Genomic DNA, 18,462 nt, shown 5'->3' with positions numbered 1-18,462 from the left:
GGTGCGGACCGCGTTCACCGATCTCGTCGGGATCGCGCACCCGCTCGTCGGCTTCAGCCGCTCGCCCGGCGTGGTGGCCGAGGTGTCGCGCGCCGGTGGGCTCGGTGTGCTGGCCGCGACGGCGTACCGGCCCGAGGAGCTGGACGCCCAGCTGCGCTGGATCGAGGAGCGGACCGCCGGCGCGCCGTACGGTGTCGACCTGCTGGTCCCCGCCGGGACCGCTGACGTCGCGGCCGACCAGCGAGCTCGGATCCCGCCCCAGCACTGGGAATTCGTGGCGGGCCTGCTCGAACGCCACGGCATCGACCCGGGCCGGCTCACCGCCGCGCGAGGTGCCGACGACACCGCGCAGGCGATCGCGCCGGGTGGGGTCGAGGACCTCCTCGACGTCACCTTCGCGCATCCCGTCGCGCTCGTCGCCAATGCGCTCGGTCCGCCCCCACCGGCGATGGTCGAGCGGGCGCACGGCGCCGGGATCCCGGTCGCCGCGCTCGTCGGCCGGCGCGAGCACGCCGAGCGACAGCTCGCCGCGGGCGTGGACGTGCTCGTCGCCCAGGGGACCGAGGCGGGAGGGCACACCGGCTCGATCGCCACGATGGTGCTGACGCCGGAGGTCGTGGAGCTCGCGGGCGACGTACCGGTGCTGGCGGCGGGAGGCATCGCCTCGGGTGACCAGCTCGCGGCCGCGCTCGCGCTCGGCGCCGCCGGCGCCTGGTGCGGATCGGTCTGGCTCGCGACGACCGAGGACATCACCCCGGACCCGGTCAAGCGCAAGCTGCTCGCCGCGCCCAGCCACGGCACGGTGCGCTCGCGCACCCGCACCGGGAAGCCCGCGCGCCAGCTGCGCAGCGCCTGGCACGACGCGTGGGAGGCGCCCGGCGCCCCCGAGCCGTTGTCGATGCCGCTGCAGGTGCTGCTCGCCAAGGACGCCTGGGCGGTCATCGACGCCGCCGCCGACGAGGGATCCGCCGGCGCGCAGGAGCTGGAGTCGTTCTTCGTCGGGCAGGTGGTCGGCCGCTTCGACCGGCTGCGCCCGACGGCAGAGGTCGTCGCCGACCTCGTCACCGGCTGCGAGCGACGCCTGCGTGCGCTCGCAGCATCCCTCGATCGTTAGGAGAAGTCATGACCCTCGGCAGCAAGCGCGTCCTGATCACCGGTGCCGCCCGTGGCATGGGCCGCGAGATCGCGCTCGAGGCGGCCCGGCAGGGCGCCACCCACGTCGGTCTCACCGACGTCGAGGCCGACGGCCTCGCCGAGACCGAGGCGCTCGTGCGGGCGGAGGGCGCCGAGGTCCGCGGGGTGCTCGCGAACCTCCGCTCGTCGGCGGAGATCAAGGCGATGATCGACGACATCGCCGGCTGGGCGGGCGGTCTGGACGTCCTCGTCAACAACGCCGGCGTGCTCGACCACCTCTTCACCGACGCCGCTAAGGTCGGCGTCGACACCCTCGACGAGGACACCTGGGACGCCGTCAACGACATCAACCTCAAGGCGGTGTGGCTGACGACGAAGCACGCCGCGCCGTACCTGCGCGCCTCGGACCGGGGCCCGAGCATCGTCAACGCCGCCTCGGTCTCCGGGATGACCGGTGCCGGCATGGCGGCGTACGCCGCGACGAAGGCCGCGGTCATCCAGCTCACCCGCACCACGGCGATCAACCTCGCCCCGCACGTGCGAGCCAACTGCTACTCGCCCGGCGCGATCAAGACGCCGATGGGCGACTCCCACCTGGCGGCCGCATCGGACCGGAAGGCCACGGCGCGGGCGATGTACGGCACCCACCTCATCCCGCGTCGCGGCACCGTCAACGAGATCGCCCAGGTGGTCTGCTTCCTCGCCAGCGACGAGGCGTCCTTCCTCACCGGCATCAACGTCCCGGTCGACGGCGGGACCACGGCCTGGCGCGGGATGAACGACGTAGAGCTGGACGTCGACCTCGACTGAGGCCGGGACCGGAGGACTACCCGGCGGGCCAGCCGGCCGCGAGGTCGGTCGCCACGTCGAGGTCCATCCGCAGCCGCGCGAAGCGCGCCGTGCCCTCCTCGACCCGGACGTCCGCGTCGTACCGGCCCCAGCCGAGGGTGGAGGCCGCGGGTGTGCGCGCGACGAACAGGAAGTAGGCCTCCGTGCGCACCTCGCCCGGCCCGTGCCAGGTGACCTCGAGGTTGGTGACGAAGTGCCGCTTCTCGACGGGGTCCGCGCCCCAGGTGTCGCGGAAGTAGCGGCCGATCGCCTGTGCGCCGGCGAGCTCCCCGCGTCGGTTGGCGACCACGCCGTCGACGGTGAAGAGCGCGAGCATCCGCTCGACCGATGCCGCGTCCGCCGCCCGGGCGTACGACGCGAGCAGGCTCCGCGTCGCCTCGATCTCCTCCAGCCGGAGCAGCCGGTCCGGTGATGCGGTCACCGTCGTACCCTAGCCAACAACCATGAATATGAATAGTATGTATTCGACGCACTCGACTGTCTGGAGGAACCCATGGCGTTGACGTTCGGCCTCGCGCTGCAGAACGACTTCCCGCCCCACGTCTCGCCCTCGGCCCGGATCGGCGAGCTGCGCGAGCAGACCCGCGCCGCGCGGGACAGCGGCATCACCTCCGCCTGGATGCTCAACCACTTCCTCGGCAACATGCAGACCCTCCAGCCCCTCGTCGCCCTCGCCGCGCTCGCCGAGCACGCCGGCGACATGCGCCTGGGCACCAACATGTACATCTTCCCGCTGCGCCACCCGGTCGCCGTCGCGGAGGAGTTCGCGACCCTCGACCAGGTGACCGACGGGCACGCCGTGGCCGGCCTCGGGATGGGCTACCGCAGCAACGAGTACGACGCCTTCGGCATCTCCATGGACGACCGCGTTGCCCGCTACACCGAGGGCGTCGAGCTGCTCCGCCGGCTGTGGAGCAACGAGGTCGTCGACTTCGAGGGTGAGCACTTCACCCTCAAGGGCGAGTCGATCGGCATCCCCGCCGTCCAGGCCGGCGGCCCGCCGGTCTGGGTCGGCGCCGGGGTCCACAAGGCCGGCGCCCGCCGCGCCGCCGCCCTCGGCGACGCCTGGATCGTGCCGCCCCACGCGGAGGCCGAGAAGCTCCGCACGATCCTCGCGTTCTACGCCGAGGAGCGCGAGCGGCTCGGCCGCGGACCGGCCCAGGAGGTCGTCGTACGACGCGAGCTGGTGCTCGACGCCGACGCCGAGAAGGCCCGAGAGATCGGCCTGCACTACCGCGGCGAGAACACCCGCAAGTACTCCGAGTTCGAGGCCCCCGACCAGACCTCCAGCTACCGCCACCTCAAGGGCCAGGACGGCCTCGCCGACGTCGCCGACAAGTCCTACCTGTTCTGCGACCCCGCCACCGCCATCGAGCAGCTCAAGGAGCTCGAGGCCATCGGCATCACCCACGTGATCCTGCGGATGCAGTGGTACGACCTGCCCCAGGACCGGATGCTCCAGACCCTGGAGACCTTCAAGAACGAGGTGCTCCCCGCGTTCAGCTGAGCGCGCCATCGCCGCTTGTAACTACGTGTTCAGACCTCTACCAGGGTGGTAGACCACCCTGGTAGAGACAACAACACCCGGGTAGATGTCGCCGAGCGGGTACGACTGTGCCCCGGCTCGGTGCCCCGGCTCCGGGCTCCGGGGCGGGTGGGTCAGGCGCCCCGCCGGTCGCCGTACCGCCGGCGGAGCTCGACGGCCTCCTGTGCGAGCCCAGGGCTCACGGCCGGCCCGAACCGCTCGACGGACTCGGCATGGTCGCGCCGCAGGCGCGTGATGGCCTCCGTGCGGCGGCGCCCCCAGATGTCCTCCCAGACGACCCGCGTCACGACGAGACCACGGTCGGCGAGGGCACGCTCGCGAAGCTTCTCCTCGTGCAGCGAGCGGCGCGGGTCGCCGGCCACGCCGCCATCGGTGACCGCGCGGAGCTTGATCTCGCCGTCGGCCTCGACGACGTGGTTGCCGACCTGCAGGTCGGCCCAGTAGAGACCGCGGCTCGTCTTCACCGGGAATTGCGTGTCGGGGATCCCGATGCCGGCCTCGACGACCAGCTCGCGGGCCAACGACTCGAGCGGGCTCTCGGCGCCGGGATCAGCCAGGTCGACCGCCGTACGGGCCGTTCGGATGCCCGGCCAGCTCGTCATCCGGGCGTACGCCGCTTCCAGGTCGCGAGTCGTGACGCCCCTCCTCATGGCCGCGTCGCACGAGACGAGGCCCGCCTTCAACCCGTGCTCGCGCGCCATGTCGACGGCCGTCCGAGCGAGGTCGAGGGCGCGGACGCCGTCGACCTCCACGACCTGGTGCTGCTCGAAGCCGGCGAGGTGATGGCGGATTCCGTACTCGGTCCAGGCGTTCGTCCAGCCCGGACGGGTCAGGTGCACCAGCGTCGGCTCGGTACGCAGCACGGGGAGCCCGAGCAGGTGGCAGGCCGAGTCGTGGCTCAGCACCCAGCCGCGGGTCGCGGCCATCCCGGCGGCGACGGCGAGGAGGCGCGGCCGCCCGACGTGCACGTCGAGGGACTCCCAGTGCGCACGGGTGGTGTAGATGCCGCGACGGAGCGGCAGCCACTCGCGGTGGCGCAGCAGCCGGCGTACCTCACCCGGGCTCAGGCCGAGGTCGAGCGCTTGGCCGCGTGTGATCAAGCCCTGGGTCGTGATCACGGCCGCGAGACGAGGGTCCATGGGCTGCACGCTGCCTGGAGATCGCGCCTCGCACCAGGCCGAGATCGCCACCTGTGGATAACCCGCTGGCGGCGCGCTCCCGGCGGATCCGCTCGGCGGCGTGGCGGCGCCATCTACCCGGGCGTTGTGGCATCTACCAGGGTGGTAGACCACCCTGGTAGAGGTCTGGACACGTAGTTACAAGCGCGGCCACCCGCGAGCGAGGTCGGTGCTCACGTGCGGGGTGATCGTCTTCCTGCGGAACCGGGCGGTGCCGTCGGCGACCTCCACGACGTCGAGGTAGGTGCCCCAGCCCAGGCCGCTGGCGTCGGGGTCGCGGGCGGTGAAGACGAAGTACGACGCCACCTCCACCACGCCCGGGCCCAGGGACCGGGTGCGGACGTTCATGATGAAGTGCCGCTTCTCCGAGGACCCCGGTCCCAGTCGGTCGCGGTAGAACGCGGTGATCCCCGTGCGGCCGGTGAAGTCGCCTGCCGGCACGGACAGCATCCCGTCCTCGGTGAAGAGGTCGGCGACCGCCTCGGGGGTCGGGTCGTCGAGCTCCTCCGCGTAGGCGTGCAGCAGGTTGCGCGCCAGCTCCGCCTCCTCCAGCCGCGCGACCCGGGCGAGCAGGGCGTCGAGGTCGCTCATGCCGACACCTTCTTGCGCTCCCAGGGAGCGAGGGCCACCAGCTCCTCGACCGGTACGGCGGCCGCCACCGCGCCACGACAGCGCATCAGCGCCGCCGGCATCCCCGCGGCGGAGACGGCGCGGACCCGGCCGTCGGCCACGTGGGCGGCGAGGAAGGCACCGTCGGTGAGCGCGCCGGTGAGGACGACGAGCTCGTCGCCGGGCCGGGGGAGGCCGAGGCACTGGACCTTCGTGGCGTACTGGTCGCTCCACATGTAGGGCAGCTCGGTGTGTGCCTTGGGCGCCTCGCCGCGCAGGGTGGCGAGCACGTTGGCGGCGACGGTCGCGGCGAGGTCGCCGGCGGCGGTCCAGTGCTCGATGCGCAGGCGGCCCGCACCGCGCGGGTCGGCGACGGCGGCGACGTCACCGACCGCCCACACGCCGGGGACCGACGCGGCACCGTGGACGTCGACGACCACGCCGTCGTCCAGGGTGAGCCCGGAGCCGCTGAGCCAGTCGAGGTCGGGTGCGCCGCCGACGGCGGTCACGACGAGGTCGGTGGCCCACGACGAGCCGTCGTCCAGGACCACGCCGGACACGCGGCCCTCGGACGAGGAGAGCGAGGCGACGGAGCGGCCGAGGTGCAGGGTGACCCCGGCGGAGCGGTGCAGGTCCGCGACGACGGCGCCGACCTCCTCGCCCACGACCCGGCACAGGGGCTGGGGGAGCGGGTCGACGAGGGCCACGTCGAGGCCGCGGGCGCGCAGGCTGCCGGCGATCTCGCTGCCGAGGACGCCCGCCCCGACGACCGTGGCGTGCCGTGCGCCGGCGGCTGCCGCGCGCAGGGACAGGCAGTCGTCGAAGGTGCGCAGGGTGTGCACGCCGGCGGTCCCAGCCCAGCCGGGCACGGTCCGCGCGACCAGGCCGGTGGCGACCACCAGCTGGTCCCAGCCGACCTCGCTGCCGTCGGAGAGCGTGACCACGCCCTCGCCCAGCGACACCGCGCGGACGCCGAGGCGCAGGTCCAGCGCGAGCTCGTCGTACCGCTCGCGGGCCCGTAGCAGCGGGGTCGCCGGCTCGTCCGAGGCGGCCAGCAGCGCCTTGGAGAGCGGGGGCCGGTCGTAGGGGAGGTGGGCCTCGGCGCCGACCAGGGTGAGCGTGCCGTCGTACCCGCCCCGGCGCAGGCGCTCGGCCGTCCGCAGGCCGGCGAGGCCGGCGCCGACGATCACGACTCGGGCTGGTTCCATGGGTCTCACTCCTTCGGATTGTGGCTGGCGTCACGTCGAACAATACGTTATGTTTCATTATCAGCAATAGACGTCCGCGAGGCGACCTGTTCGCCGGAGGAGGCACCCCCATGTCGATGACCGACCGGCCGGAGCTCTTCGTCGGAGGCACCTGGCAGCCTCCGCGCGGCGGCGAGGTGATCGAGGTCCGCAACCCGGCCACCCGGGAGCTCGTCGGCACCGCCGCCCTGGCCTCCAGCGACGACGTCGACGCCGCCGTCGCCGCGGCCCGGGAGTCCTTCGACTCCGGCGTCTGGTCGCGTACGTCGCCCGAGGAGCGCGCCGAGGTGCTGCACCGCGCCGCCGACCACCTGGAGAAGGGCGCCGACGAGCTCGCCGTCAGCATCACCTCCGAGCTCGGCTGCCCGCTGTGGTTCAGCGAGATGGCGCACGTGCCGAACCCGATCCGGCACACCCGCTACTACGCCGACATGGCCCGCACCTTCGCCTACGACGAGCTGCGCTCCGACGGCCGCAACGGCAGCCTGGTGACCCAGGAGCCGGTGGGCGTGGTCGGCGCGATCACCCCCTGGAACGGCCCGCTCAGCACCCCCTCGCTCAAGATCACGCCCGCCCTCGCGACCGGTTGCTCGGTCGTCCTGAAGCCGCCGCCGGAGACCCCGCTGACGGCGTACGCGTTCGCGGACGCGCTGCTGGAGGCCGGCCTGCCCGAGGGCGTCCTCAGCATCATCCCCGGCGACCGCGAGGCCGGCGAGCACCTCGTCGCCCACCCCGAGGTCGACAAGATCGCGTTCACCGGCAGCAGCCTGGCGGGCAAGAAGATCATGGCCTCCGCCGCCGAGCGGGTCGCCCGGGTCACCCTGGAGCTGGGCGGCAAGTCGGCCGCGATCCTGCTCGACGACGCGGACGTGTCGACCGTCGTACCGGCGCTGCTGCCGATGGCGATGATGGTCAACGGCCAGGCCTGCATCGCGCAGACCCGCGTGCTGGTGCCGCGCTCGCGCGAGAAGGAGTTCGTCGACGCCTTCGCCGAGGCGATGAAGGCGCAGAAGGTCGGGGACCCGATGGCCGCCGACACCAAGATCGGACCGATGGTCAGCGAGCGCCAGCGCGACCGGGTCGCGGGCTACATCACCCTGGGCCGCGACGAGGGCGCCCGCGTCGTCACCGGCGGCGAGACGCTGACCCTGCCGCCGGAGCTGGAGGGCGGCTGGTTCGTGCCGCCGACCCTGCTCGCGGGTGTCGACAACGGCATGCGCGTCGCGCAGGAGGAGATCTTCGGACCCGTCGTCGCCGTCATCGCCTACGACGACGAGCAGGACGCCGTGCGCATCGCCAACGACTCGGTCTACGGCCTCTCCGGCTCGGTCTGGTCCGGTGACGACGGCCGCGCGATCGAGGTCGCCCGCCGGGTGCGCACCGGCATGGTCAGCATCAACGGCCGCCCGCAGGCCTACGGCTCGCCGTTCGGCGGCTACAAGCAGTCCGGCATCGGCCGCGAGATGGGCCCCGAGGGCTTCGCCGCCTTCCTGGAGACCAAGTCGATCGCGGTGGGCCTGTGACGGCTGGGCGACTCGCGGGCAAGGTCGCCGTCGTCACGGGCGGTGCCAGCGGCATCGGCGCCGGCACGGTCCGGGCCTTCCACGCCGAGGGTGCGCGGGTCGTCGTCGCCGACGTGCAGGCCGAGGCGGGCGCGGCGCTGGCGGCCGAGCTGGGCGAGGGTGTGCTCTTCCGTCGCACCGACGTCAGCGACGAGGACTCCGTCCGCGAGCTCGTCGACGCGGCCGTCGAGCACTTCGGCCGGCTCGACGTCATGTTCAACAACGCCGCCATCATCGGTGCGGTCGGCCCGATCGACCGCACCCGGATGGACGACGCGGACCTCACCATCGCGATCAACCTGCGCGGCGTCCTGCTCGGCATGAAGCACGCCGCGCGGGTGATGAAGCCCCAGGGATCGGGCGTCATCATCTCGACGTCCAGCCCCGCGGGTGTGATGGGCGGGGTCGGCGCGCACGTCTACAGCGCCGTCAAGGCCGGCGTGATCGGCCTGTCCAACTCGGTGGCCGCCGAGCTGCGCCCCTTCGGCATCCGCGCCAACGTGGTGATCCCCGGTGCGGTCGTCTCGCAGATGACCGCCGACCTGGTCGCCGGCGACGCGGACGACCTGGAGGGCGCGGAGGCGGCGCTCGACCGCTCGCGCTACATGAGCCGACCGCTGCAGCCCGCCGACGTCGCAGCGGGCGTCGTCTACCTGGCCAGCGACGAGGCGGCCTTCGTCACCGGCGTCGTGCTCCCGGTGGACGCCGGGATGACCGGTGCCGGTGGTCCGTCGCCGATGGCCCACGAGAAGTACGCCGACCAGGCCGGCCGCCGCGAGGCCGGCCGCCGGGTCGGCGAGCACCCCAGCCCCGAGGAGGAATGACCCGTGGTCACCCGAGAGTCCGTCGACGCCCTGCTGAACCCCCGTACGTTCGGGCTGATCGGCGCCAGCGACAAGTCGACGTTCTCCTCGCTGCTGCACGCCAACCTGGTGGCCGCCGGGCACCGGGAGAACACCTTCCTGGTCAACCCGCGCAGCGCCGAGGTGCACGGCCGGTCGACGTACCCGAGCTGTGTCGCGGTGGGCCGTCCGATCGACCTCGTGCACGTGATGGTGCCGGCGGCCGCCGCGCCCGACGCGCTGCGTGACGCCGCCGCCGCGGGTGCCAAGGCCGCCGTGGTGCTGAGCTCCGGGTGGTCGGAGACCGGCTCCGCGGGACGGGCCCGCCAGGACGAGCTGGTGGCGCTCGCCGAGGACCTCGGCATCGCGATGCTCGGCCCGAACGTGCTCGGCCTCGTCAACGTCGGCGCCGGCATCCCCGCGATGGCGCTCTCGGACCCGCCGACCGAGCCCGGGCCGGTGGCGCTGATCTCGCAGAGCGGCGCGAGCTGTGGCGCGATGAAGGAGTACGCCGCGATGGCCGGCGTCGGCCTCTCGCACGTGCTGACCGTCGGCAACGAGGCGATGGTGACCGTCGGGCACCTCGTCGACGCGCTCGTCGACGACCCGGCCGTGCGTGCGGTCGCGATCTTCATGGAGAGCATCAAGCAGCCCGAGATCTTCGGCGCCGCCGCTCGCCGTGCCGCCGAGGCCGGCAAGGCGGTCGTCGTGCTCAAGGCCGGCCGCAGCGAGCTCGCCGCGCGCTCCGCCGCCTCCCACACCGGCGCCCTGGTCGGTGACGACCGCGTGGTGGACGCGATGCTCGGAGACCTCGGCGTGATCCGCGTCGACACCATCGAGGAGATGCTGGTGACGGCCGGGATCGCCGCCCACACGGGGCCGTTGGCCCGTCCGGGCGTGGGCGTCGTCTCCATCTCCGGCGGTGCCTGCGACATCGTCGCGGACCTCGCCGACGTCGTCGGCGCCGCGCTGCCCGAGCTCTCGGAGGAGACGACCGCCGCGCTGCGGGAGCGGATGCCGGACTTCGGCCACGCGCACAACCCCCTCGACATCACCGGTGCGGCGATCATCGACCCCACCCTGTGGACCGACTCGATCAGCGCCGTCGGCACCGATCCCTCGATCGGCGCGGTGCTCGCGATCAACAGCCTGCCGTGGCGTGAGGACGGCAAGCCGTTCTACGGGCAGAAGTTCGTGGACGCGATCGGCGCCGCGCGCAGCGACGTACCGGTCCTCTACGTCACCCAGACCAGCCAGCCGATCGGCCCGCAGGTGCGAGAGGTCCTCGCCCACGGCCGGATCGGGTACGTCGTCCCCGGGCTCCGGCTCGCCGTCGACGGCGTCGCGCGGGTGGCCCAGTGGTCCGAGCGCCGGCTGCGCGCCCGGCCCGCCGCCACGACGCTGCGCCTCGCCGAGGTCGACGCCCTGGTGCCGGGGGAGCCGCTGTCCGAGGCGGCTGCGCGTGGGCTGCTCGACGCGGCCGGCGTGCCGAACGTCCCCTCCTGGCACGTGCACTCCGCCGACGAGGCCGCGAAGGCCGCCGCCGACGCGGGCGGCCCGGTCGCGATGAAGATCGTCTCGGCCGACATCGGCCACAAGAGCGACATCGGGGGCGTGCGGCTGGGGGTGGAGCCCGGCAGCGCCGCCGCGACGTACGACGACCTGCTGGCGACCTGCGCCGCCGCTCGTCCCGACGCCCGGCTCGACGGCGCGCTCGTCTCGCCGATGCGTGCACCGGCAACGGAGCTGCTCGTCGGGGTCACCCGCGACGACGACTGGGGGCTGCTGCTCGCGGTCGGGCTCGGCGGCGTGCTCGTCGAGGTGCTCGACGACGTCGCGCTGGCTCCGCTGCCGGCCGACGAGGACACGGTGCTGCGGATGCTCGCCGGCCTGCGGGGCGGAGCCCTGCTGGACGGCGTGCGCGGCCGGCCGGCCGCGGACCGGGCCGCCATCGCGAGCGCGGTGGCCGGGATCGGCCGGCTGGCGGAGGCCATCGGAGCCGCCCACGGCGCCGCGTTCGACGGTCTCGAGGTCAACCCGCTCCGCGTCGACGGCGGCACGGTCGAGGCGCTCGACGCGCTGGTGACCTGGTCCGGCGACACCCACTGAGAGAGGAACCAGCAGCGATGCTCACCGACAAGCGGGTGCTGGTCACCGGCGCCGCGCAGGGCATGGGACGCGAGATCGCGGTCGAGGCGGCCCGCCAGGGCGCGGCGTTCGTGACCGTGGCCGACCGCAACCTGGCCGGCGCCGAGGACGCCGTCGCCGACATCCGTGCGGCCGGCGGGGAGGGGCTCGCGCTCCAGGTCGACCTGACGGTCTCCGCCGAGGTCACCGCGATGGTCGACCGTGCGGCCGAGGCCGGCGACGGCCTCGACGTGCTGGTCAACAACGCCGGGATCATCGACAGCATGCTCACCCCCGACGCCACAGTGGACACGCTGCCGGAAGAGGTGTGGCACCAGGTGATGGCGGTCAACCTCACCGCGGTCTACCTCGCGACGAAGGCGGCGACGCCGTACCTGCGGGCGTCCGGGCGCGGACCGTCGATCATCAACGCCGCCTCGGTGGCGGGGATGACCGGCTACGCCACGCCGGCGTACGCCGCCAGCAAGGGCGCGGTCATCCAGCTCACCCGTGCCTCGGCGATCTCCCTGGCACCGGAGGTCCGGGTCAACGCCTTCGCCCCCGGCACCATCGAGACGCCCATGTCGCGCGCGGTGCTGGACAACGCCGAGGACCCGGAGGCGCAGCTGCGCCGGATGACCGGTGCCCACCTCCTGCCCCGGTTCGGTACGCCGGAGGAGGTCGCCAAGGTGGTCTGCTTCCTCGCCTCCGACGACGCGTCCTTCCTGACCGGCGTGGTGCTCCCCGTCGACGGGGGGACGACGGCCTGGCGCGGCCTGCGGTGACGGCTCCGCGCACCGGCCCGGCCGGTGGCCCCGCCGATGGCCCCACCGGTGGCTCGGTCGACTACCGGGTGACCCTCGCCAACGAGCGCACCTTCCTGGCCTGGACCCGGACCGCGCTGGCCGGCGCCGCCGCCTCGGTCGCGGTGACCCAGCTAGTGCGGGAGGGCGCTCCCGCCGTCCGCACCGCCCTCGCCGTGCTGCTCGCCGCCGGCGGGCTGGCCGCCGTCACCTGGGCCCTCGTGCGCTGGCATGCGGTGGAGGCCGCGACCCGGGCCGGGCTGCCGATCGGCACCCGCGGCCCGTGGGCGGTCACCGTCGTCGTGGGCGTGGTCGCCGCCGGCGCCGTCCTGCTGGCCCTGGGGGCGCGCTGAGCGATGGTGCCCGACCCGAGCCGCTCGGCCGACCGCACCCAGCTCTCGTGGCAGCGCACCGTGCTGGCCGCCACCCTGCTCTCGCTCGTCCCGCTGCACGACCTCGGCCGCACGGTCGGCGTGCCGGGCCTCGTCGCCGTGGCCGCCCTCGCCGTCCTCACGGCCGTCCTGGCCCGTCAGCGGCTGCCGCTCCTGGCCGTCGTCGTGGTCGGTCTCGACTGCACCCTCGCCCTCGCCACCGCCCTCACCCCTGGAGGAACCCGATGACCGACCCGTTCGAGCCCTACCGCGACTGGCACGGCACCGCGCGCACCACGATGGCCGAGTCCGAGCCGGCCTGGCCGGAGCGGCGCCCGCGCGCCAGGCCCGGCAGCCCCAACGTGATCGTGGTCCTGGCCGACGACCTCGGCTTCTCCGACCTCGGCTGCTTCGGCTCGGAGATCCCCACGCCACACCTGGACCGCACCGCGGAGGACGGCCTGCGCTACACCAACTTCCGGGTCACCCCGCTGTGCTCACCGACCCGTGCGGCGCTGATGACCGGGCTCAACGCGCACGCGGCGGGCATCGGCTTCCCGACCCAGATCGATCCCGGCTTCCCGGGCTACGTCTCCGAGCTGCCGCTCGACCAGCCGGTGCTGCCGGAGGTGTTCCGCGCCAACGGCTACGCCACGATGATGGTCGGCAAGTGGCACCTGTGCCGTGAGGACGACTTCACCGAGGCCGGCAGCCGGCACAACTGGCCGCTGCAGCGGGGCTTCGACCAGTTCTACGGCTTCCTGGAGGCGCTCACCGACTTCCACCACCCGCACCGGCTCTACGAGGGCAATTCGGTGGTGCACGTGGACGAGTACCCCGAGGACTACTACCTCACCGACGACCTGACCGACCGCGCGGAGCGGATGATCCGCGAGGTCCGCGCGGCCGACGCGGACAAGCCGTTCTTCCTCTACTTCTCCCACGGCGCCGTGCACGCCCCCATGCACGCCAAGGCCGACGACATCGCCCGTCACCGGGGCCGGTACGACGAGGGCTGGGACGTCGTGCGCGAGCGGCGCCTCGCGCGCCAGGTCGAGCTCGGCGTGATGCCCGCGGGCACCGAGCTGCCGCCGCGCAACGCCGAGGCCGGGCACGACGTCCAGCCCTGGGCGGACCTCAACGACACCGAGCGCACCGTGCACGCCCGCCAGATGGAGGTCTACGCCGCGATGGTGGAGGCCATGGACCGCAGCATCGGCCGCCTGCGTGCGTTGCTCGCCGACCTCGGCGAGCTGGAGAACACCGTGATCGTGTTCAGCAGCGACAACGGCGCCGCCCGGCTCACCGACTCGACCCGGCCGCTGCCCTCCTGGGCGAGCAACCCGGACACCGGCACGGCGACCTACTTCGGCTACATGCAGTCCCCGGGCGTCGTACCTGCAGTGGACGAGCGGCTGCCGGACAACCTGGACGCGCTGGGTGGACCGACCACCTGGCCGCACTACCCGCGGGGCTGGGCGATGGCCTCCAACACCCCGTTCCGGCTCTACAAGTTCAGCACCCTGCGCGGCGGCCAGCAGTCGCCGTTCATCCTGTCCTGGCCGGCCGGCATCGAGGACCGTGGCTCGGTGGTCCGGCGGCAGTACACCCACATCACCGACGTGCTGCCGACGCTCGTCGACCTGATCGGCCTCGAGCTGCCCACCCAGCGCGAGGGCCGGCCCGCCGCCGCCCTTGCCGGGGCCAGCTTCGCGGCGACGGTGCGCGACGCGGACGCCCCGAGCGCGCACCGCGAGCAGTACACCGAGTGCGTCGGCAACCGGTCGTTCTACCGCGACGGCTGGGAGGCGGCGACCGTACGACGCCCGGGTGTCCCGTTCAGCGAGGAGCTGTGGCAGCTCTTCGCCCCGGACGACACCACGCAGCGTCACGACCTCGCGGCCGAGCACCCCGAGCGGCTCGCCGAGCTGCGGCAGGCCTTCGACGACGCGGCCTGGGCCAACCAGGTCTACCCGCTGGACGAGGGCTCTGGTCTCAAGCACCTCCAGCACCCGCCTCGCCCGGCGCCGCGGCCGCTGCGGATCCTGGCCGGCACGCCCACCCTGGAGCGGCACCACGCGAGCATGCTCATCCAGGGCACCCGCTGGTCGGTCGACGTGGAGTGGGACTACCGGCCGGGGGACGAGGGGATCGTGCTCGCCCACGGCGGCCAGGCGGGCGGCTACCAGCTGTGGGTCGAGGACGGCGGGCTCTTCCTGGAGCACAACGAGTACGGCGACCCGCGCCGCTTCGGCCCGGTCCCGCTCGACGCGCCGTCCTCCGCGCTGCGGCTGGACATGGAGGTGACCGGCAACCGGTGGACCGCCCGCGTCCTGGTCGACGGCGAGGAGCGGCTGGTCGCGCCCGACCTCGTCCGGTTCCTGAGCTTCCTGCCGTTCGAGGGCATCGACGTGGGCGTGTGCCGCCGCTCGCCGGTGTCGTGGGAGCTGTTCCAGCGCCGTCGTACCTTCCCGTTCACGGGGGTACTGCAGGCAGTGACCTACCGCCCGGACCCGGACAGCTGGGTGCAGCTGGCGGCCCGGGCGGAGCAGGCCCGGGAGCTCGGCCTCGGACTCCAGTGAAATGATGCGCATGATCTCTTGACGGCCGCGCAATCTAGGTTAATGATTATGCAAGTCGTGACGCGCGTCACGATGGCAGGCCCGATGAAGGGCGCAACAGCAGGGACGGAGATTCAGGCTCATGACTGGAGTGCTGAGCGTGCGGCGAGTGGGACTTCTCGCCGCGACCATGATGGTGGGGGCCACGGCCTTCGCCGGATGCGCCGAATCGGGCGGCGCGGGCAGTGCGGGCGGTGACGGCGTCGATGCCGGCGCCACGATGGAGGACTACCAGAAGGCGTTCGAGGACGTCGACCAGATCACCCTCCTCACCCAGACGCCCGCTCCCAAGGGGTCGGTCACCGGCCTGCCCCAGGAGAAGTACTACGAGGCCGTCGAGGAGTGGTCGGGCGGCAAGATCAAGTTCGACATCTCCTACTCCAACGCCGTGGCCGAGCCGGCCGAGGCCGACGACGCCCTCAACGACGGACGTCTCGACATCGGCTCGGTGCTGCCGATCTACGACCCGAGCGAGTACCCCGCCAACGCGGCCCTCATCGAGGCCGGCTTCATCTCCGACCAGAGCGCCATCAACGGCGTGCTGAGCTCGAACGCGTGGCCCAACCAGGTCGCCTTCGACACCGACGAGATCATGGACGAGTTCGACGAGCACGGCCTGGTCCCGCTCGTCCCGATCTACAACTCCGGCGCCAACGCGCTCTTCTGCTCCGACCCGCGCACCAGCGTCGCGGACCTCAAGGGCACCTCGGTCGGCTCCGGCGGCAAGGCGCAGTCGGCGCAGGTCGAGGCGCTCGGCGGCTCGCCGTCGTCGATCCCCTACACCGAGCTCTACGAGAGCCTCCAGCGCGGCGTGGTCGACTGCACGGTCTCCAGCCCGACCGTGGCCGTGCTCGGCGGCTTCATCGAGTCCGCGCCCAACGTGACCGTCGACCCGGACGCCGGCTTCGCGCTGGCCCCCGGCTCGCTGGTCTTCAGCAAGACCACCTGGGAGTCGCTCCCGCTCGTGGCCCAGCAGCTGCTGTGGGACCGTCTCGACATCTTCGTCGACGCCAACATCGGCGAGAAGATCTTCGTCAACAACGCGGCGATGGCCGAGGCCGTCGCCAAGGCGAAGGGCACCATCGCGCCCTTCGACGAGGACGCCCGCGGCGTGCTGCAGAAGGAGAACGAGAAGCTCCTCAAGGAGATCGTGAAGACCGACGCCATCAAGGACGGCGACGCCTTCTTGAAGAAGATGCAGGACGACAACCAGTCCTGGCAGGACAAGGTCGCCGGGTTCGGGCTCGACGACGTCAGCTATGCCGACTTCGGCACCTGGTGGGCCGAGAACAAGGACTCCATCGACATGACGGACTACACCAAGGCGGTCACCGAGGACATCCTCTCCGCCCACCGTCCGTCCTGACCCCGAGCGGTGGCCCGGGCTCCGGCCCGGGCCACCGACCCCCTCGTCCAGGAGGATGAGATGAGCAACGCAGCAAGCCGCCGCGGCTGGTTCAAGCCCCAGCTGCTGATCGAGATCCCGGCCGTCGTGGTCACGTTCGTGATGATGGTCCACATCACCGCGAACGCCCTGCTGCGGACGTTCAAGAACGAGCCCCTCCCCAACACCCTGGAGATCACCCAGTACTGGTATCTCCCGATCATCGCCTTCCTCGGCTTCATCGCCGCCCAGGCCCGCGGCCAGCACATCGCCGCCGACCTCATCTACGAGCGCTTCCCCGAGGTCACCAAGCGCTACGTGCTCGCCGTCCTCTCGGTGCTCGCCGCCGTGGTCTGCCTGGGCTTCGCCTGGTACGGCTGGGGCGAGGCGGTGCACGCGCGGGAGATCGGCAAGACGGCCGGCGTGAGCGACGTGGTCGCCTGGCCGCCGTACTTCCTGGTGCCGCTCGCCTTCGGCGTGCTGGTCGTCCAGTTCCTCTACTCCGCCGGGCACACCCTCATCAAGGGCGACCACTCGCACGTCGTCACCGACCCCGACGACGTCCTGCTCCTCGAGGAGCTCGACGAGATGGCCGCCCACGACGAGGCCCACGACCGGCCCACCGACAAGGACAAGGAGGTGTCGCGATGACCGCCGACACCGCCGCCGCGCCGCTCGACAGCACCGTCGACGACGGCTCGACCACCGCCCCGACGGCGCCGCCGTCCGGCTCGCACGGCTCCTGGGCCGTCTTCGCCATCACCATGGTCCTGCTCGTGGGATCCACGGTCGCGATGTTCCTGCCGCTGGTTCCCGAGGCCATCGGCATCGCCGCGATCGTGCTGATGCTCTGCCTGACCTTCCTGCGGCTCCCGGTCGCGCTGGCCATGATCGTGCCGGCCCTGCTGGGCTCCTACGCCCTGCGCGGTGAGCTGCTGGTCGAGAGCACCTTCCGCACCCTGCCCTACGGCCAGGTCGCGGAGTGGACCCTGAGCGTGGTCCCGATGTTCATCCTGATGGGCCTCCTGCTGTGGCGGGCCGGCCTCACCGAGAGCCTGTACGTCGCGGGCCGCAAGTGGCTCGGCTGGATGCCCGGCGGCCTGGCCGTCGGCACCAACCTGGCCGGCGCGGGCCTGGCCTCGGTCAGCGGATCGTCCGTCGGCACGGCGTACGCGCTGGCCCGGATCGGCATCCCCGAGATGCTCAAGGCGGGCTACGACAAGCGCCTCGCCATCGGCGCGGTCATCGTCGCCGGCCTGCCCGGCCAGCTCATCCCGCCGAGCATCATGCTCGTCATCTACGCCGGCATCGCCGAGGTGCCGATCGGCCCGCAGCTGCTCGCCGGCATCGGCCCGGGCGTGCTGGTGGCGATCCTGTTCACCGTCATGATCGTCCTCTTCGCCAAGCGCTGGGCCCCCAGCGTGGCCGAGGAGCAGGCGTCCCAGGGCACGGTCACCTGGGGAGACCGCTTCGCCAGCCTGGCGAAGATCTGGCCGGTGCCGCTGCTGATCGTGGTCATCGTGTGGGGCATGTTCTCCGGCACCTTCACCGCGACCGAGGCCGGCGCCGTGGCGGCCGTCGTCTCGCTCGGCATCACCGTGATCTGGAAGTGGGGCAACGGCCCGATGCGGGCCATCGCGGACGCCTCCGTCGCGACCGTCTCCAGCGTCGGTGGCATCTTCTTCATGCTGGTCGGCGTCGAGGCGCTCTCCCGGATGTTCACCCTCACCGGCATCAGCACCGGCTTCGCCGAGCTGGTCGAGTCGATGGACCTCAACCGGGTGACCTTCCTGCTGATGATGATGGTCGTCTACATCGTGCTCGGCACCTTCATGGAGCCGCTGCCGATGATGGTGCTCACCATCCCGATCCTGATGCCGACGCTCATCTCGCTCGACGTCTCGCTGCTCTGGTACGGCGCCTTCGCCGTGCTGATGGGCGAGCTGGCGGTGGTCACGCCGCCGGTCGGCATCCTCGCCTTCATCATCCACCAGATCACGAAGGAGCCGGAGGTCAACCAGGGCCAGGACATCCGCCTCAACGACGTGTTCAACGCGTGCTGGTGGTTCATGCCGATGGCCGTCGTGGTGACCGTGGTGCTCATCTTCTTCCCGGAGATCAGCACCTGGCTGCCCGACATGGCCTCCGGCAGCTGACCCCGGCCCGACGTACGGAAGGACGATCGACCC

General features: G+C 72.5%; 17 protein-coding genes. 13 read left to right on the top strand and 4 right to left on the bottom strand.

Annotated elements, in window-relative coordinates:
- Nucleotide 1 precedes the first annotated feature (1 nt).
- On the top strand, nt 2-1,114 hold the full coding sequence (locus MRBLML1_RS01445; protein WP_364510339.1) for an NAD(P)H-dependent flavin oxidoreductase: 1,113 nt from the start codon (nt 2-4) through the stop codon (nt 1,112-1,114).
- Nucleotides 1,115-1,122: 8 nt separating this feature from the next.
- Nucleotides 1,123-1,944, top strand: coding sequence for an SDR family NAD(P)-dependent oxidoreductase (locus MRBLML1_RS01440; RefSeq protein ID WP_364510336.1), 822 nt, complete (start codon nt 1,123-1,125; stop codon nt 1,942-1,944).
- Between the two features lie 16 nt (nt 1,945-1,960).
- Here MRBLML1_RS01440 and MRBLML1_RS01435 read toward each other — a convergent pair whose 3' ends face one another.
- Nucleotides 1,961-2,404 carry a nuclear transport factor 2 family protein gene (locus tag MRBLML1_RS01435; protein WP_364510333.1) on the bottom strand — a complete coding sequence of 148 codons (444 nt, stop codon included), beginning with the start codon at nt 2,402-2,404 and terminating at the stop codon, nt 1,961-1,963.
- Between the two features lie 72 nt (nt 2,405-2,476).
- On the opposite strand from MRBLML1_RS01435, the gene MRBLML1_RS01430 reads away from it, so the two are divergent.
- The gene (locus MRBLML1_RS01430; RefSeq protein WP_364510329.1) at nt 2,477-3,490 is read left to right on the top strand and encodes an LLM class flavin-dependent oxidoreductase; all 1,014 of its coding nucleotides are present in this window, start codon (nt 2,477-2,479) and stop codon (nt 3,488-3,490) included.
- A 152-nt stretch (nt 3,491-3,642) separates the two neighbouring features.
- On the opposite strand, the gene MRBLML1_RS01425 is transcribed toward MRBLML1_RS01430, so the two are convergent.
- The 3 genes from MRBLML1_RS01425 to MRBLML1_RS01415 all read right to left on the bottom strand — a co-directional run bounded on the left by MRBLML1_RS01425 (nt 3,643) and on the right by MRBLML1_RS01415 (nt 6,524).
- A complete protein-coding gene (locus MRBLML1_RS01425; protein WP_364510326.1) occupies nt 3,643-4,668 on the bottom strand; it encodes a type IV toxin-antitoxin system AbiEi family antitoxin domain-containing protein in 1,026 nt (341 codons plus the stop codon).
- 177 nt (nt 4,669-4,845) lie between these two features.
- Nucleotides 4,846-5,298: a nuclear transport factor 2 family protein gene (locus tag MRBLML1_RS01420; protein ID WP_364510323.1), complete on the bottom strand. Its 453-nt coding sequence runs from the start codon at nt 5,296-5,298 to the stop codon at nt 4,846-4,848.
- Nucleotides 5,295-6,524, bottom strand: a complete 1,230-nt coding sequence (locus MRBLML1_RS01415) for an NAD(P)/FAD-dependent oxidoreductase (protein WP_364510321.1) — start codon at nt 6,522-6,524, stop codon at nt 5,295-5,297. The genes MRBLML1_RS01420 and MRBLML1_RS01415 overlap by 4 nt, the downstream gene beginning before the upstream one ends.
- Before the next feature lie 110 nt (nt 6,525-6,634).
- Between MRBLML1_RS01415 and MRBLML1_RS01410 the strand changes: the two genes are divergently transcribed.
- The 10 genes from MRBLML1_RS01410 (at nt 6,635) to MRBLML1_RS01365 (ending at nt 18,429) form a co-directional block, all read left to right on the top strand.
- Nucleotides 6,635-8,086 (top strand): aldehyde dehydrogenase, encoded by a 1,452-nt coding sequence (locus MRBLML1_RS01410; protein ID WP_364510318.1) that lies wholly within the window; start codon nt 6,635-6,637, stop codon nt 8,084-8,086.
- Entirely contained in the window at nt 8,083-8,949 is an 867-nt protein-coding gene (locus tag MRBLML1_RS01405) for an SDR family NAD(P)-dependent oxidoreductase (protein ID WP_364510315.1), read from the top strand. The genes MRBLML1_RS01410 and MRBLML1_RS01405 overlap by 4 nt, the downstream gene beginning before the upstream one ends.
- A gap of 3 nt (nt 8,950-8,952) precedes the next feature.
- Nucleotides 8,953-11,076: an acetate--CoA ligase family protein gene (locus MRBLML1_RS01400; RefSeq protein WP_364510312.1), complete on the top strand. Its 2,124-nt coding sequence runs from the start codon at nt 8,953-8,955 to the stop codon at nt 11,074-11,076.
- A gap of 17 nt (nt 11,077-11,093) precedes the next feature.
- Nucleotides 11,094-11,879: an SDR family NAD(P)-dependent oxidoreductase gene (locus tag MRBLML1_RS01395; RefSeq protein ID WP_364510310.1), complete on the top strand. Its 786-nt coding sequence runs from the start codon at nt 11,094-11,096 to the stop codon at nt 11,877-11,879.
- Entirely contained in the window at nt 11,876-12,250 is a 375-nt protein-coding gene (locus MRBLML1_RS01390; RefSeq protein WP_364510307.1) for a YidH family protein, read from the top strand. Before MRBLML1_RS01395 ends, MRBLML1_RS01390 begins: the two co-directional genes overlap by 4 nt.
- A gap of 6 nt (nt 12,251-12,256) precedes the next feature.
- Nucleotides 12,257-12,517, top strand: a complete 261-nt coding sequence (locus MRBLML1_RS01385; RefSeq protein WP_364510304.1) for a DUF202 domain-containing protein — start codon at nt 12,257-12,259, stop codon at nt 12,515-12,517.
- Entirely contained in the window at nt 12,514-14,850 is a 2,337-nt protein-coding gene (locus MRBLML1_RS01380; protein ID WP_364510301.1) for an arylsulfatase, read from the top strand. The genes MRBLML1_RS01385 and MRBLML1_RS01380 overlap by 4 nt, the downstream gene beginning before the upstream one ends.
- A 121-nt stretch (nt 14,851-14,971) precedes the next feature.
- Entirely contained in the window at nt 14,972-16,255 is a 1,284-nt protein-coding gene (gene dctP / locus MRBLML1_RS01375; protein ID WP_364510298.1) for a TRAP transporter substrate-binding protein DctP, read from the top strand.
- A gap of 60 nt (nt 16,256-16,315) precedes the next feature.
- Nucleotides 16,316-16,924 (top strand): TRAP transporter small permease, encoded by a 609-nt coding sequence (locus MRBLML1_RS01370; protein ID WP_364510295.1) that lies wholly within the window; start codon nt 16,316-16,318, stop codon nt 16,922-16,924.
- Entirely contained in the window at nt 16,921-18,429 is a 1,509-nt protein-coding gene (locus MRBLML1_RS01365) for a TRAP transporter large permease (protein WP_364510292.1), read from the top strand. The genes MRBLML1_RS01370 and MRBLML1_RS01365 overlap by 4 nt, the downstream gene beginning before the upstream one ends.
- Nucleotides 18,430-18,462: the final 33 nt, after the last annotated feature.

This window comes from Nocardioides sp. LML1-1-1.1 (assembly GCF_040676175.1).
GTDB lineage: Bacteria > Actinomycetota > Actinomycetes > Propionibacteriales > Nocardioidaceae > Nocardioides.
The sequence above is the reverse complement of the archived record's forward strand: the minus strand, read 5'-3'. Positions and strand labels throughout refer to the sequence as shown.

What these genes read in the sequence shown, in the direction of transcription:
- MRBLML1_RS01420 (WP_364510323.1), bottom strand. Translation starts at nt 5,298, where the DNA reads ATGAGCGACCTCGACGCCCTGCTCGCCCGGGTCGCGCGGCTGGAGGAG.
- MRBLML1_RS01380 (WP_364510301.1), top strand. Translation starts at nt 12,514, where the DNA reads ATGACCGACCCGTTCGAGCCCTACCGCGACTGGCACGGCACCGCGCGC.
- MRBLML1_RS01370 (WP_364510295.1), top strand. Translation starts at nt 16,316, where the DNA reads ATGAGCAACGCAGCAAGCCGCCGCGGCTGGTTCAAGCCCCAGCTGCTG.
- MRBLML1_RS01425 (WP_364510326.1), bottom strand. Translation starts at nt 4,668, where the DNA reads ATGGACCCTCGTCTCGCGGCCGTGATCACGACCCAGGGCTTGATCACA.
- MRBLML1_RS01410 (WP_364510318.1), top strand. Translation starts at nt 6,635, where the DNA reads ATGTCGATGACCGACCGGCCGGAGCTCTTCGTCGGAGGCACCTGGCAG.
- MRBLML1_RS01440 (WP_364510336.1), top strand. Translation starts at nt 1,123, where the DNA reads ATGACCCTCGGCAGCAAGCGCGTCCTGATCACCGGTGCCGCCCGTGGC.
- dctP (WP_364510298.1), top strand. Translation starts at nt 14,972, where the DNA reads ATGACTGGAGTGCTGAGCGTGCGGCGAGTGGGACTTCTCGCCGCGACC.
- MRBLML1_RS01430 (WP_364510329.1), top strand. Translation starts at nt 2,477, where the DNA reads ATGGCGTTGACGTTCGGCCTCGCGCTGCAGAACGACTTCCCGCCCCAC.
- MRBLML1_RS01365 (WP_364510292.1), top strand. Translation starts at nt 16,921, where the DNA reads ATGACCGCCGACACCGCCGCCGCGCCGCTCGACAGCACCGTCGACGAC.
- MRBLML1_RS01415 (WP_364510321.1), bottom strand. Translation starts at nt 6,524, where the DNA reads ATGGAACCAGCCCGAGTCGTGATCGTCGGCGCCGGCCTCGCCGGCCTG.
- MRBLML1_RS01395 (WP_364510310.1), top strand. Translation starts at nt 11,094, where the DNA reads ATGCTCACCGACAAGCGGGTGCTGGTCACCGGCGCCGCGCAGGGCATG.